The following is a 15,641-nucleotide window of genomic DNA, read 5'->3' on the forward strand; positions in this document are numbered from 1 at the left end:
TTTGAATTTAACCTTTGGACGATTTTTTGATTAAATTTATACAACATTAATCTCAAAATAATTTATTATGTCTTTAAACATCATTGATTTAATTAAAGGACAGCTAGGTCCTGCTTTAGTATCCCAAGCTGCATCGCAGTTTGGAGAAAGCGAATCAGGTATTTCAAAAGCTATTGGCGGATTATTACCTGCCGTTGTAGGCGGATTGGCAAACAATTCGGACAACCCGAATGTTTTAGACGCTATTAAAAATGCATCTTCAAACGGAATTTTAGGCAATTTAATCGGAGATTCTGCTACAAGTCCGTGGATTACCACTTTACTATCATCTATCTTCGGGGATAAGCTGAGCGGATTGGTCAATTCCATTGCCACTTATGCAGGGATCAGTCACAGTACTTCCAATTCATTATTAAATTTAGTAACCGGAGCTACAGTAGGCTCAGTGGGGAAATATGCAGCAGATAATAATTTAGACCAATCTGGAATTTCAAGCTTATTGAATGATCAAAAAGGAATTGTTTCTACTTTATTACCTGCAGGACTTTCATTAGCGAGTTTAAATGTTGGGGATTGGGCAAAAGGCTATGCCTTCGACAATGATAAGGATGCTATCAACATGCCGACTCAGGAAGCACCGGTAGAGCAGCCAAAAATACAGGTAACGAGAAGTACAGCAGAAACAGGAACTTTCCCTGACAGAAATACAAATGAAGGAGGTTCTATCTGGAAATGGCTACTTCCGCTTTTATTATTAATTGCAGCAGGATATTTCCTTTGGAAACAATGTGAGAAAAAAGAAACAACTACCACGACTACCGTAAACGATTCTACAGGAACGGTAACCGAAACAACAACAGTAACTTCCGACAGTGCAGGAACAACTACCGTAACTAAAGTTGATGAAAATATTGACCTAAATGGTACCGCATTAAAAGGCTACAAAGGCGGAATGGAAGATCAAATGATCATGTTCTTAAAATCTGACGGTTATAAAAATGCTGCAGACGACAGTGTTTTGAAAGATAAATGGTATGATTTCGACCATGTAAATTTTAAAACAGGAAGTTCTAATCAGCTGGAAGCCGGATCTGAAGGGCAGCTACAAAATTTAGTAGCTATTTTGAAAGCTTATCCTGATGCTAAAATTAAAATCGGAGGTTATACCGATAAAACAGGAAACGAAGCTACCAACCTTAAAATCTCTAAAGACAGAGCTACTTTCATCAAAGACTGGTTAGGAAAACAAGGCGTTGGAAGCCAAGTTTTGGATGCGGAAGGTTACGGAAGTAAATTTGCTAAAGTAGATTCTAAAGCAACCGATACAGAAAGAGCTATCGACAGAAAAATGTCGGTAAGATTCGCAAAATAAATTCTTTAGAACCAATAAAAATTAAATTCCGGAAAGCGATTTTCGGAATTTTTTTGTTCAAATCATTTCTTCATTTACATTTATTTAATTAAATTTGTTAGTCATTTCTAACAATTTATGAATTTCAATATAAAAGACGCTTGGCGAAAAGATAAAACATTCCATTCATTACCGGAAGTATATTCATCGGTTAAAGTACCTAAAAATGCAAGTTTTTGGAGAAAATATTTAGCCTTTGCCGGTCCCGGATTAATGGTTGCCGTAGGCTATATGGATCCCGGAAACTGGGCGACCGATATTGCCGGAGGGGCCCAATTCGGATACACTTTACTTTCCGTAATTCTGATTTCAAATATTTTTGCGATGGTTTTGCAGCATTTATCTGTTAAATTAGGTGTTGTTGCAGAAAGAGATTTAGCTCAAGCGTGTAGAGATCACTTCAGTCCGACGACTAATTTTATTCTTTGGGTATTTTGTGAAATTGCCATTGCCGCCTGCGATCTCGCCGAGGTAATCGGCTCTGCCATTGCTTTAAACTTACTATTTCATATTCCTCTAACTTGGGGAATTGTGATTACCACAGTTGATGTTTTAATTATTCTTCTCTTACAGGCAAAAGGTTTCCGATGGATCGAAAGTATTGTCGGCGGATTGATTTTTATCATTTTAGCCTGTTTTGTTTATGAATTAGTAATTTCAAAACCAGCAATTAATGAACTTTTAGGAGGGTTGGTTCCACAAAAGGAAATTATTACCAATCCCGCAATGCTTTATATCGCCATTGGAATTCTGGGCGCAACGGTAATGCCGCACAATCTATATTTACATAGCAGCATTGTTCAGACGAGAGATTATGAACGTACAAAAGAAGGCAAAAAAGAAGCGATAAAGTTTGCTACTTTAGACAGCACCGTTTCTTTAATGCTCGCCTTTTTTATTAATGCCGCTATTTTAATTTTGGCTGCTGCAACCTTTCATACTACAGGAAATCATGGTGTGGCAGATATTCATGATGCCTATAAATTGCTAACGCCAATTTTAGGAGCCTCTATGGCAAGTATTGCTTTTGCGGTTGCATTATTAGCTTCCGGACAAAACTCTACATTAACAGGAACTCTTGCCGGACAAATAGTAATGGAAGGTTTCTTAAATATCAGACTAAAACCTTGGTTAAGACGTTTGATTACCAGATTAATAGCTGTAATTCCTGCTTTAATCGTTGCTATCTTGTACGGTGAAGAAGGCACGACAGAATTATTAGTTTTAAGTCAAGTAATTTTATCGATGCAGTTGAGCTTTGCTGTAGTTCCATTAGTGATGTTTACAAGTGATAAAGCCAAAATGGGTGAATTTGTGAATAAACCTTTCATGAAAATTTGCGTTTGGGTTATTTCATTTGTGATTATTATTCTGAATCTTTATCTTTTATATCAAACGTTTTTTGGAGAATAATATAAAGTTTCTTTAGAAGCTTTTTCCCGCTTTTCGCACTCGCTATTTTTCTGTTTTCGGCTCGGGCGGCTTCGCCGCCCGAGCCGAAAACAGAAAAATGAGCTCAAACAAAGCTGCAATCGGGGCTAGGATGTGGTTCTTCGTTATAAAATTTGGAATATTGCAACAAAGATTTTCCTTCTTTGAAAAGGTGATTTCCTGTGTTAGCTAAAGAAGAATCCATTTGTTTTAAAAAACTAAGAATAGCCAACATTATAAAACCACCCCGACAAAAATTCTTACGAATTTTCGCCACCCCTCCAATGGAGGGGAATTAATGCTACAAAATTAAAATCAAGTATAGAAAGTACTATTGTTCGCGCAACTATAAACTATAAACTATAAACTATAAACCCTAAACCCTAAACCATAAACCAATAACAAACTCTGCCTAAATGTCCTATTTTTTCCTTTGGCAAAGTGTTTGAGAATAATAAGGAAAATAAAGATTGAATTATGGAAAATCAGGATATTAACGAAGAAAGCATCAATAATCAACAAGATACGAATATTCAGAACGAGGCAACAAGAGAAGAAAATGTGACAGTTCAACCAACTGCTGAGGAACTTTTGGCAGAAGAAAAAGACCGTTACATCAGATTATATGCAGAGTTCGAAAACTATAAAAAAAGAACTTCTAAGGAAAAAATGGAGTTTTTCCAATATGCAAACCAAGACATGATGATCTCTATGCTTGGCGTGTTGGATGATTTTGAAAGAGCTTTAAAAGAAATCGCTAAAAACGGAAATCCTGCTGACCTACAAGGTGTTGAATTAATTTACAATAAATTCAAAAATAAATTAACTGAAAAAGGATTAAAAGCAATGGAAGTAAGAGCGGGAGACGCTTTTAATGTAGACTTCCATGAAGCGATCACTCAGATTCCAGCTCCATCAGAAGATTTGAAGGGGAAAATCGTAGACGTAATCGAAACAGGATATACTTTAGGTGATAAGGTGATTCGTTTTGCAAAAGTAGTTACAGGAAATTAAAACATAAGCAATAAGTAATGGGTAATAAGCAATTTTGAATATTACCCATTTCTCATTACTAATTACTCATATAAAAGATGTCAAAAAGAGATTATTACGAGGTTCTTGAGATCAGCAAATCTGCATCGGCCGACGAAATAAAGAAAGCATACCGTAAAATGGCTATCAAATTTCACCCAGATAAAAATCCGGGTGATAAAGAGGCTGAAGAAAAATTCAAAGAAGCAGCAGAAGCTTACGAAGTACTGAGCGACGAGCAAAAACGCGCAAGATACGATCAATACGGTCATGCAGGAGTTGGCGGAAACGGCGGCTTTGGTGGCGGTGGTTTCGGCGGCGGAATGAATATGGAAGATATTTTCAGTCAGTTTGGAGATATTTTCGGTGGCGGCGGTTTCGGAGGATTTGGTGGCGGAGGTGGTCGTCAGCAGGTGAAAGGTTCTAATTTAAGAATCAGAATCAAGCTGAACCTTGAAGAAATGGTAAACGGAACGCAAAAAACCATTAAGGTTAAGAAAATGAAGATGGCAGAAGGTGCTACTTCAAAAACTTGTCCTACCTGTAACGGTTCCGGAGTTCAACTGAAAGTAATGAACACCATGTTCGGTCAGATGCAAACGCAGACGACTTGTGGAACTTGTCAGGGAATCGGGAAAGTTGCTGATAAAATTCCGGCCGGAGCAAACGCTCAGGGTCTTATTAAAGATGAAGAGGAAATCTCAATCAACATTCCTGCAGGAGCTAGAGACGGTATCCAGCTTAATGTAAGAGGAAAAGGTAACGACGCTCCTTTTGGTGGTGTACCGGGAGATCTATTGGTTATCATCGAGGAGGAAGTTGACAAAGTAATCAAAAGAGAAGGTGATAATCTTCATCAGGAATTATATATTTCTTTTGCTGAAGCGGCTTTGGGAACGAAAAAAGAAGTTCCGACCGTTGGCGGAAAAGTAAAAATTACCGTTGATGCGGGAACTCAATCCGGAAAAATCTTACGATTGGCAGGAAAAGGTCTTCCAAGCATCGATAGCTACGGAAAAGGTGACATGTTCATCCACATCAATGTATGGACGCCGCAAAAGCTTACGAAAGATCAAAAAGATTTCTTCGAAAAGCAAATGAACAGCGGAGAAATGGTTGCAGAACCATCCGGAAAAGAAAAAACTTTCTTTGATAAAGTGAAAGATTTATTCAACTAAAATATAAAAGGATTCTTACGGGAATCCTTTTTTTATTGGTGATTGGCTGGTTTAGTTTTGAATCAAATAAATTAAACTATGAAACCAATATCAGTATTTCTATTTTTAGTCATTTCATTGATTTCTTGTAAAGAGAAAAAGCAAGATTCAATTATTAAAGAAAAAGCTACAGCAGCAAAAATTTATAATTTGCCAAATGATGAATTTCGTGAAAAAGTTTTGCCTAAAGTAAAACAAGGAAAAGACAAAAATAAACTAACTTCTTTTTTAGATTCGTTAGATAAAAGAAATTTAAGTTATTGCGATCTGATGAAAAGAGAATATGAAATTGATGATTCCTGCTATGATGTTGCAAGAGCAAAATATCCTGAACCTGAAATGAGTATTCAATTCGTAAAGTTACATGATGAGACTTTTGATGTTGCACACGCAAAGTTTGCGAAACAAATTAATCTCACTGAGAAACAGATTAACTATATCACTATATTTTATTACTTTGATAAAAATATTAAAAATTTCTGTGGTGAATATTGATAAATAAGATTTAGGCTTAATTTTACATAGTTCATATCCATCAAGTTTGTCATCCCCGTAGGGATCTAAGCTTAATATTAGAAAGATAATGGAAAGATTCGAGTCTAGATCCTTTCAGGATGACAAATCTGATGGATATTACTAATTTTGGAATTAAAATTGAAATTTTCTTTTCACTAAATTTTAATCTATATTTGTTTAAACACCGAAGCATTTACAGAAATTAATGGATTCCGAAACAGTATTTTTAAACGCTTGTCAAGCCATAGCAAATCAGCTTGAAGGTTTTAAGATTTATGAAAAAGGACAACGGTTGAAAAAGGTTGCTTTCGATAAAGACATTTTCTTTGAGATCACGTTTCAGAGTTATTGGATTCAGACTTTAGTTCCTGTTGGTAAAGGCGCGGAAGGATTTGATGTTTCAAGCAACGGAAAAGAACTTTGGACGGCAAAACCTGACGGACATATTGCCATTGTTGATCTTGAAAAAAGAGAAGTAATTTCCGACATTGATACAAAAGTGTTGGGATTGCATCGATTAAAATTCACTCCCGACGGCAAATATGTTTGTATTGTGAGTGTAAAAACTGGGGAATTATTGTTTTTTGATAGCAAAACCAGAAAAGAAGTCAAAAAAATAAATGCAGGACAAGGCGCCGCCATGTTGATGGATAAGGGTAAAAACAGACTTTTTATGTCTTGTACGCCGAATAATTCTGTTTCAGTGATTGATTTGAATAAAATGGAGGTTATTCAGAAACTGGATATTGGCGGAAGACCGGATGGATTGACGATTGCGGAGGTTCGATAAGTTTTATTTATCAATAATAAGTTTTCATAAACACTTCGACTTCGCTCGGTGTGACATCTCTAATACTATGCTTCTTATTATAAATGTTGTAAGGTTGAGCTTAAATAATTTAACATTAAGCAATTAAGATTTTACGACTTAAAGAACTTCAATAAAATCAACTCATTGATTCTTAACCTTTAGCGAAAAGAAAACTCTTAAATCCTTACTGTTAAAAAATAAACAGAGTTTATTTTAGTTAAGAGAATTAAGATTAAAAAAACGTCTAAATTTTACAACAAATATTTCAGTTTCCGATTGATTAGAACCAATAGCAAACTCGAAATCAATAAACTTGAGGTGAAAAGAATGTTTTGATATTGCTGAATAATTGGATAAGGAGATTTATAAATGAATTCCATTAAAAGTGGATGGATGAGATAAATTGCAGTTGAGATACTTGCCAGAATTTTAGAATCTGTTTTTGCGGGAAGGTTTTTACAATATAAAAACAGTATTGGGCAAGCCAATAACAAAGAAAACAAAAGATCAATACTTTCTTTTTGATTTAAATGTAAAACTCTGTAATTTAAAAAAGATTCAACAATAACTAAAGCCACAGAGAAAATAACCATGAAAAGAGAAGGTTTTCTTTTGATGTCGACTTGTAGTTTTTTGATTAAAAATCCCATCGCTAAAAACGGAAAGCAAACGAAAAGAAAATTTCTGTACGTAGGGTATAAATTGAGCGTCTTGTCAAAACTTCCTTTATAGTAATGAATATTTCCGAGTAACTGAATCGCGTAGCCGCAGCAGAAAAATAGTAACCCTAAAATTATTAAAACTTTTGCTGAAGATTTTCTCAAGGCAAATAAAATAAGTCCCGAAAAAAAAGTTCCGATGAGATACCATAAATGATGATATCCGAAAAGAATATTCAAGGTATAATTATCTTTTTCTTTCCACAACTGAAAATAAACGACTGACCAAATAATATACAGTAAAAGTATTCTTACCGACCATTTTTTTAATCGTTTAAAATCATCAACATAAAAAAAATAATATCCCGAAATAATCAGAAAAACAGGAACCGCAATTCTGAAAAGTCCGTTGACCAAGACATAACTTAAAGACGGATACGTCTCCCGCAACACATGCATATGCAGAAAAACCACAAAAAGGGCAAGAACGATCTTTAAAATATCAATAGACAGACTTCTCATAACAATTAAAAAAGCTTATGAATATTTAATTGGTTCATAAGCTTTATATATTTTCAAATGTAAGTTAATTATTTACTTTTTACCAAAGACAAAGCACCTTTTCCGATGGTGAAAAGAAGTACTGTTGCCAAACCTCCAATCAATCCGAATACAATTTCTTTCAAAGTATCCGGCCAGCTCGGGAATAAATGATGAAGAAATTCTACTCTGTGGGCAAAAATACCACCGGCAACCATAATTAATGCAATCGTTCCGATTACGCCTAATGCTTTAATCACAATCGGTAAAGCTTTCACTAAAATATGTCCTAATTTTCCGAAGAAGCCTTTATCATTACTTTTTTTGATTAATTTAAATCCAGCATCGTCCATTCTTACAATCAAAGCTACAATTCCGTAAACGCCAACTGTTGCAATAAATGCCACCAAACTCGTCACCAAAATCTGAGTGATAAAAGGATGACTTTCTTCTAAAACCGTTCCCAATGCAATAATCACAATCTCAATGGATAAAATAAAATCTGTGGTAATGGCTGATTTTACTTTTGTTTTTTCGATCTCTTCCGGGCTTTTTTCTTCTTTCTCAATCTCTTCTACCACTTCATGTCCTTTTTTATCACGATGAAAAAGAAATTCTATAATTTTTTCCATTCCTTCGAAGGATAAATAGAGTCCTCCGAGAATCAATACATAATTGATGGCAGGCGCATAGATCCAGTTGAGTAAAAATACAATTGGTAGAATGATGAGCTTATTGATGAATGAGCCTTTGGTGATCGCCCATAACACAGGAAGTTCTCGCGAAGAAAGAAAGCCTGTTGCTTTTTCAGCATTTACCGCCAAGTCGTCTCCTAAGATCCCGGCTGTTTTTTGAGTGGCTATTTTACTTGTCACCGCTACATCGTCCATCAGCGCAGCGATATCATCTAAAATCGCAAAAAAACCAGATGCCATATGAATTTAATTTTTTTTTAATATTTGTTAAAGAGCAAAAATAATTATTTAATTTGATTTGAGATAGCTCAGAAACATTTATTAACAGATTATTTTCAATAAAAAAGCGGCCTTATAAAAAGACCGCCTCATTTTGAAAATTATTAATCTAACTGTTTTGAAGATTAGTTTGCCGTTGCTTCACATAAGAATGCATTTAAGAACATTCCACCATCAGCTGCGGTACCATTTCCTGTATTATTAATTATAATTTTGTCATAAGTTCCTTTTAAATAGAATAATCCACTTTGAGTTACCTGATTACCAGTTACTGTAGGAGTTTGGTAACAAGACTGGCCGGATGTTAATACAGCATTTACTACATTACCTCCGTTTTCAGTTCTAACATTTAGACGTTCCGGAGTACTATTTGACTTAAATAAAGCTCTGAACGATACATTACTTACAGGTCTACTGAACTGGAAGGTAATACTTCCTATAGTTGTTGCTGGGAAAGACCATGAATTTGCATCTGTCTGGCCACCACATACATCTGCATATTGTCCATTTCCAGTGTTATAAGTTGCAACAGTTACTGTTACAGGAATTCCATTGATTAAATATGTATTCGGGAAATTAGATCTACCTAGTTTGTCAACCGCACATTGTGCTACAGGTTGCGTTCCAAAAGAAATTGTTCTTGAACAAGTACTTCCTCCGTAGCTAAACACATAAGTAAAATTACCTGAATTTGATGGTGTTCCACTTGCTGTAAGTGTAACCGTTTGAGATCCTGTAGAAGTAAATGTTCCAGAGCCACTGAACGTTATACCGTTTACTGTATTGGATGAAATAGACCAAGTACCTACTTGAGCTACATTTACATTCAACTGAATTGTGTTACCACTATTCATAGACATTCCTTTATAATAATTACCATTTAATGTCGTCGTTGAACAGTTAGTGATAGTACCACCTGATACTGCTTGAGTAAATGTAATACTTCTAGAACATGTACTGCTTCCTAACGAGAAAGTAAAGTTAAAGTTTCCAGTCGCTGAAGGTGTACCATTTGCCGTTAACGTAATCGTCTGAGATCCTGTAGTTGCAAATGTTCCGGATCCGCTGAAGGTTACTCCGTTTACTGTTGCAGAAGAAGCTGACCAAGCACCCGTTTGTGTAGCATTTACCGTTAACTGGATAGTATTGCTGCTGTTCATAGCTGTTCCTGCCTGATATGTACCGTTTAATGCACCTGTTGTACAGTTCGTAATAGTACCAGCACCTGTTGCCGCATTAAATGTAATATTTCTTGAACATGTGCTGCTTCCCAATGAGAACGTAAATCCGAAGCTTCCTGCTGCTGAAGGCGTACCGTTAGCTGTCAACGTAATCGTTTGAGATCCTGTAGAGGTAAATGTTCCTGAACCACTGAAAGTCACTCCGTTTACTGTTGCAGAAGAAGCTGACCAAGCGCCTGTTTGCGTAGCATTTACAGTCAATTGAATCGTATTGCTGCTGTTCATAGCTGTGCCTTCTGTATAGGTACCATTTAATGCACCTGTTGTACAATTGGTAATGGTTCCTGTTCCACCTGAAGAAGCAAAGGTAATTGTTCTGCTACATGTATTGCTTCCCAATGAGAATGTAAAAGCATGATTTCCGGCAGCTGCAGGTGTACCACTTGCCGTAAGGGTAATCTGATGCGTACCCGTAGTTGTGAAGTTTTGAGATCCACTGAATGTAACTCCGTTTACTGTATTAGAATTTACTGTAACAGTTCCTACTTGTGATACATCGATTGTTAATACCACCGTATTGCTACTATTCATAGGAGTGCCCACTTGGTAAGTTCCACTTAAAGCGCCAGTTGTACAGTTTGAAATAGTTCCCGTTCCCGGATTAGTTCCTCCGCCGTTGTTTGTACAGTTTCCGATCCATTCGGTAGCATTCCAAAAATGTAAACAATGTAAATCTAAGTCGTAAACCACCAAACCTTCAGGTTTCGGATTAATGGCTAAACGTTGTGCCGTAGTCATTCTTGGAGGTAAAAATCCCTTCGTCGTACTACTAAGCTCTAATAAAGCATTAGTAGCCGGAGCTGCTGTACCAATCCCAACATTACCACTAGGTGTCATTGTTGCCACCGTTGTTAATGTTTGACCGTCACCATAGGTTCCTGATGAATTTTTCCCAACATTAAACTGTAGTCCTGTTTCTGCTCCTGAAGCATTGATAGAAGGGGTATAATGATCCAGCTTAAACCAGATATTATCCCAGCTTCCAACAGCATCTGATACTTTCATCCCAAAGATCGGGCTTGTTCCCGAATTGTGGGAGGTGACATCCAAAGTAGCCTTTGGAGCCGTTGTCTTAATGCCTACTTGAGCATTACTTATTACTCCTAAAAAGAGTAATGACGCATAAAGAGCTTTTTTCATTTTTTGTGTGTATTTATAATTTGTATTGATCTTTATAAAAACATATTTAAAAAAACTTGATTTTAAAGTTCAGATAATAGAAAACCATTCAGCAATAAAAATATTACTGGATATTTCTTTATTAGTACTTTAAATACTGATAAAAACTGATAATTTAGAAAAAGGAAAATAACTGAAATCTAGCTTTAGATTGCAGCAATAAAAATTTATATTAAAAAATATAAAACATGTTTCTTTTGAATTTTACTGTATATAATTCAGATTCAAAAGATTCTTCAAAAGGTTGTGATATGTAAGTTTCTCTGAAACGAGATTTACTAGATTGTGCTTTTTCATTTTTGTGTGTATTATTTTTTCTCCTTGCAAATATATAAAAATTCACCAAACAAAAAAATATATATGCATAAAATACAAATTATTACAAGATCATACTATTAAACACAAAAAAACGACCTCTAAAAAGAGGCCGTCTCATTTAAAAATTATAATCTAACTGTTTTGATTATTAGTTTGCCGTTGCTTCACATAAGAAGATGTTCAAATACATTCCACTATCTGCTGCTGAATTATTTCCTGTATTACTAATTGTAATTGATGTATAAGTTCCTTTCAAATAGAAAAGTCCACTTTGAGTTACCTGATTACCCGTTACTGTTGGTATTTGATAACAACTCTGACCAGATGTCAGCACTGGGTTTACTGTCGTTCCTCCGTTTCTAGTAGTTATATTTAGACGCTCCGTATTGCCAATAGATCTAAATAAAGCTCTGAATGAAACATTGCTTACCGGTCTGCTGAATGTATAAGTAATTGTACCTACACTATTTCCTCTTAAGCCCCAAGAGTTGGCATCTGTTTGTCCACCACATCTGTCGAAAGCTTGTCCGTTAATCGTGTTGGAAGTTGTTACAGTAACATCTACCGGCACACCATTAATTAAATACGTATTCGGGAAATTAGATCTACCTAACCTTTGTACTGCACATTGTGCCACTGGCTGTGCTCCATAAACAATAGTTCTTGAGCAAGTACTGCTTCCATAGTTAAATACATGAGTGAAATTACCAGAGTTTGTTGGAGTTCCACTTGCTGTAAGTGTTACCGTTTGAGCTCCTGTAGAAGTAAATGTTCCTGATCCGCTGAAGGTTACTCCATTCACTGTATTGGATGAAATAGACCAGCTACCTACTTGTGTTACATTCAGATTTAATTGTATAGTATTTCCTCCGTTCATAGCTACTCCTCTATAATAATTACCATTTAATGTACCTGAACAGTTGGTAATTGTTCCAGCTGATACTGCTTGAGTAAACGTAATACTTCTAGAACATGTGCTGCTTCCCAATGAGAAAGTAAAGTTAAAGTTTCCAGCCGCTGAAGGTGTACCATTCGCTGTTAATGTAATTGTCTGAGATCCCGTAGAAGTAAATGTTCCAGATCCGCTGAAGGTTACTCCATTTACTGTTGCAGAAGAAGCTGTCCAGTTTCCTGTTTGTGTAGCATTTACTGTTAATTGGATGGTATTGCTGCTGTTCATGGCTGTTCCTGCCTGATATGTACCGTTTAATGCACTTGTTGTACAGTTTGTAATAGTACCAGCTCCTGTTGCTGCATTAAATGTAATATTTCTTGAACATGTGCTGCTTCCTAATGAGAATGTAAATCCGAAGCTTCCTGCTGCTGAAGGCGTTCCATTAGCTGTTAACGTAATCGTCTGAGATCCTGTAGAGGCAAATGTTCCTGACCCACTAAAGGTAACCCCGTTTACTGTTGTAGAAGAAGCTGACCAAGCACCTGTTTGGGTAGCATTTACAGTCAATTGAATCGTATTGCTGCTGTTCATCGCTGTACCTTGCGTATACGTGCCATTTAATGCTCCTGTTGTACAGTTTGTGATTGTTCCGGCTCCTCCGGAAGAAGCAAATGTAATTGTTCTGCTACATGTATTGCTTCCCAATGAGAAGGTAAAAGCATGATTTCCGGCAGCTGCAGGAGTTCCACTTGCTGTAAGAGTAATTTGGTGAGTACCCGTAGTTGTGAAGTTTTGAGATCCACTGAATGTAACTCCGTTTACCGTATTAGAATTTATGCTAACAGTTCCTACCTGGGTTACATTAATTGTTAACACCACTGTATTACTGCTATTCATTGCGGTACCTGCTTGGTAAGTTCCACTTAAAGCTCCTGTTGTACAGTTAGCAATCGTTCCACCTCCAGTTCCAGGATTTGTTCCTCCGCCATTATTTGTACAATTCCCAATCCATTCGGTTGCATTCCAAAACTGTAAACAGTGAGTATCTAAATTATAAACCACTAAACCTTCATGCTTAGGGTTAATAGCATCACGCTGAGCAGTTGTCATTCTGGTAGGTAAGAAACCTTTAGTTGTACTACTAAGTTCCAGTAAGGCATTAGTAGCCGGAGCCTCCGTACCAATTCCAACAGTACCACTGGGCGTCATCGTAGCCACAGTAGTTAAGATTTGGTTATTATCTCCATAAGTTCCTGCGGTATTTTTACCTACATTAAACTGTAGACCTGTCTCTGCACCGGAAGCATTGATGGATGGAGCATAAGAATCTAGTTTGAACCAGATATTGTCCCAACTACCTCTGGTATCGCTCGTTTTTATACCAAAAGTAGGTCCTAGGCCTGCATCATGTGCAGTAACATCCAAAGTAGCCTTCGGATTTGTCGTCTTGATACCAACTTGTCCGCTTGCAATTACTCCAAGAAAGAGTAATGAAGCAAAAATAGTTTTTTTCATTTTTCGTGTGTTTATGTTATATTGTTTTTACAATAATTAAAGCATAATCTATGCTCCAGGTATTTATCACACTATATCATCAGCAATTGAAAATTCCTGAGTACATAGTGACAAGTACCTTAATTTATAATTCGGATAAAATTGGATAATTGGGGATACGAAAATTATGTGTAACCTATCTTGCTAGATTACAAAAAAGCATATTATATTTTAAATATATCTTTTTAAAGTTTTGTATCTGATAAAAGTAAGTCTGTATTCCGACTCCGAGAAATTCTGTACTGTATTAGCTTTCCAGTAGCGGAAGCTAGTGAATATTTTTTTTTCATTCTTGTGTGTATATTTTTTCATTGCAAATATATGAAAATTTACATTACAAAAAAATGTAAGCCTATAAAATACAGATATTTATTATACTTTATAATATTTTACATTAAATAATAATATCTAACTAATTTTTTCACGAATATTTTTCATAAATATCAAACAAACGACAAATAATTAATTACCATTATGCTAGTGGTAGAATGAATAATATTCCGAAACTCAATCCTATTGCTATCAAACTTCGAATTTTTTAATGTTTTTTATTTTATTCACCATTAAGAGATGATTAATTAAATAAATAATAGTCCATTTTCTGTAAAAACAGAATCTATAAAATAAATTTAATTATCACTCCTGAATTTAAATTCAAATTTCGTTATCTTTATTCTATGAAAAAGCTGGTTCTTAAATATCATTTCTTCGTTGTAGGATGTTTAAGCTTTTTATTAAATTCTTGTAATACGAAATTCCGAGTTTGGGTGGGTACAGATCATCAACAGAAAATTTATAATTTAAAATACGGAGAGCATAAAAGACAAAAAATGGATATCTTCCTTCCTTCGGATTATCCTAAAAACTCTCCTGTTGTATTAATTGTTCACGGTGGCGCCTGGACGCTGGGAAAGAAAGAACATATGATTCAGATTCAGAAAATGCTTTTTAAGAATAATATTCCAAGTATTAATATGAACTACAGATTGGTTTCTAAATCTAAGAAAATTACCTATAGAGAACAGTTAGAAGATATAAGCCTTGCTATTACACAATTTAATTCCTTAGCCGAAAAGGCAAAGCTTGAAGCTGATAATTATATTCTTTTAGGTGAAAGTGCCGGCGGCCATTTGGCTTTGTTATATGGCTATCAACATCCGGATCAGGTTAAAAAAATTATCTCATTGAGTGGCCCTACGGATTTTTATTCTGAAGATTATGTGCATTCTTTTTATTCAAAATACACCTCTCCTACTTTCCAAAAAGTGGTTGGAGAAAAATTTGATCGAAAAAATATGTCTGAAGAGTTTAAAAAAGCCAGTCCGATTGCTAATATTTCAAATGTCCCCACTTTGCTTTTTCAGGGAAATCAGGATTTCTTGGTAAATCAGCATCAAGGTTTAGCATTAGATTCGGCATTAACGGCTCAAAATATTCCTCACAAATTAATTTTCATGGAAAGAACCGGGCACGTTCCGAGATTTTTTAATAAAAAGAAAAGAGACAGTATTATTTATCCTAATATTTTGAATTGGATTAAACATGAGTAGTGTTTTTTAACGCAAAGCTCACAAAGTTTTTGTGAATTGATTGGGAATATTTTTTGTTCGCAAAGGCGTTTCACTCAGCAAATGATAGCTGAATCATACTTTTAAATTTATTTTAGATTCTTGACAGGATCATAGTATTCTTTTTATTTTTCAACTATTGAAAGAAACGACTCCCACCCTAGCCCCGATGTTCTATGTTAAATTGCAAATTATTTAGGTTAAAATTTTAAAGTTTTTTTGATAATCCGGTTGATATTTCGTCTTATTCTTCACCACTCCAAAACAGATTCTCAAAAGTTTATTACAAACCGCT

Annotated in this window: 11 protein-coding genes; 7 read left to right on the plus strand and 4 right to left on the minus strand. The window is 35.4% G+C overall.

What is annotated here, in order from left to right:
* Positions 1-67: 67 nt before the first annotated feature.
* From ABEG63_RS13745 to ABEG63_RS13770, 6 genes are all read left to right on the plus strand, one after another.
* Positions 68-1,372 carry an OmpA family protein gene (locus tag ABEG63_RS13745; protein ID WP_346585543.1) on the plus strand — a complete coding sequence of 435 codons (1,305 nt, stop codon included), beginning with the start codon at positions 68-70 and terminating at the stop codon, positions 1,370-1,372.
* A gap of 117 nt (positions 1,373-1,489) precedes the next feature.
* Positions 1,490-2,824, plus strand: coding sequence for an Nramp family divalent metal transporter (locus tag ABEG63_RS13750; RefSeq protein WP_346585545.1), 1,335 nt, complete (start codon positions 1,490-1,492; stop codon positions 2,822-2,824).
* 492 nt (positions 2,825-3,316) lie between these two features.
* The gene (locus ABEG63_RS13755; protein ID WP_346585568.1) at positions 3,317-3,856 is read left to right on the plus strand and encodes a nucleotide exchange factor GrpE; all 540 of its coding nucleotides are present in this window, start codon (positions 3,317-3,319) and stop codon (positions 3,854-3,856) included.
* Between the two features lie 77 nt (positions 3,857-3,933).
* Positions 3,934-5,052, plus strand: coding sequence for a molecular chaperone DnaJ (dnaJ, locus tag ABEG63_RS13760; protein ID WP_267406338.1), 1,119 nt, complete (start codon positions 3,934-3,936; stop codon positions 5,050-5,052).
* A gap of 78 nt (positions 5,053-5,130) precedes the next feature.
* Positions 5,131-5,586 carry a hypothetical protein gene (locus ABEG63_RS13765; RefSeq protein WP_346585547.1) on the plus strand — a complete coding sequence of 152 codons (456 nt, stop codon included), beginning with the start codon at positions 5,131-5,133 and terminating at the stop codon, positions 5,584-5,586.
* A gap of 226 nt (positions 5,587-5,812) precedes the next feature.
* On the plus strand, positions 5,813-6,397 hold the full coding sequence (locus ABEG63_RS13770; protein WP_346585549.1) for a hypothetical protein: 585 nt from the start codon (positions 5,813-5,815) through the stop codon (positions 6,395-6,397).
* A gap of 272 nt (positions 6,398-6,669) precedes the next feature.
* Here the strand turns inward: ABEG63_RS13770 and ABEG63_RS13775 are convergent, their stop codons facing one another.
* From ABEG63_RS13775 to ABEG63_RS13790, 4 genes are all read right to left on the minus strand, one after another.
* Positions 6,670-7,599, minus strand: coding sequence for an acyltransferase (locus ABEG63_RS13775; RefSeq protein WP_346585551.1), 930 nt, complete (start codon positions 7,597-7,599; stop codon positions 6,670-6,672).
* A 68-nt stretch (positions 7,600-7,667) separates the two neighbouring features.
* A complete protein-coding gene (locus ABEG63_RS13780) occupies positions 7,668-8,552 on the minus strand; it encodes a DUF808 family protein (RefSeq protein ID WP_267406344.1) in 885 nt (294 codons plus the stop codon).
* Positions 8,553-8,716: 164 nt separating this feature from the next.
* The gene (locus tag ABEG63_RS13785; RefSeq protein WP_346585553.1) at positions 8,717-10,972 is read right to left on the minus strand and encodes a hypothetical protein; all 2,256 of its coding nucleotides are present in this window, start codon (positions 10,970-10,972) and stop codon (positions 8,717-8,719) included.
* A gap of 505 nt (positions 10,973-11,477) precedes the next feature.
* A complete protein-coding gene (locus ABEG63_RS13790; RefSeq protein ID WP_346585555.1) occupies positions 11,478-13,739 on the minus strand; it encodes a hypothetical protein in 2,262 nt (753 codons plus the stop codon).
* A gap of 716 nt (positions 13,740-14,455) precedes the next feature.
* On the opposite strand from ABEG63_RS13790, the gene ABEG63_RS13795 reads away from it, so the two are divergent.
* Positions 14,456-15,328: an alpha/beta hydrolase gene (locus tag ABEG63_RS13795; RefSeq protein ID WP_346585556.1), complete on the plus strand. Its 873-nt coding sequence runs from the start codon at positions 14,456-14,458 to the stop codon at positions 15,326-15,328.
* The last annotated feature ends 313 nt before the right edge of the window (positions 15,329-15,641 follow it).

It is taken from the genome of Chryseobacterium sp. C39-AII1, from assembly GCF_039672645.1.
In the GTDB taxonomy this organism is placed as follows: Bacteria; Bacteroidota; Bacteroidia; order Flavobacteriales; family Weeksellaceae; genus Chryseobacterium.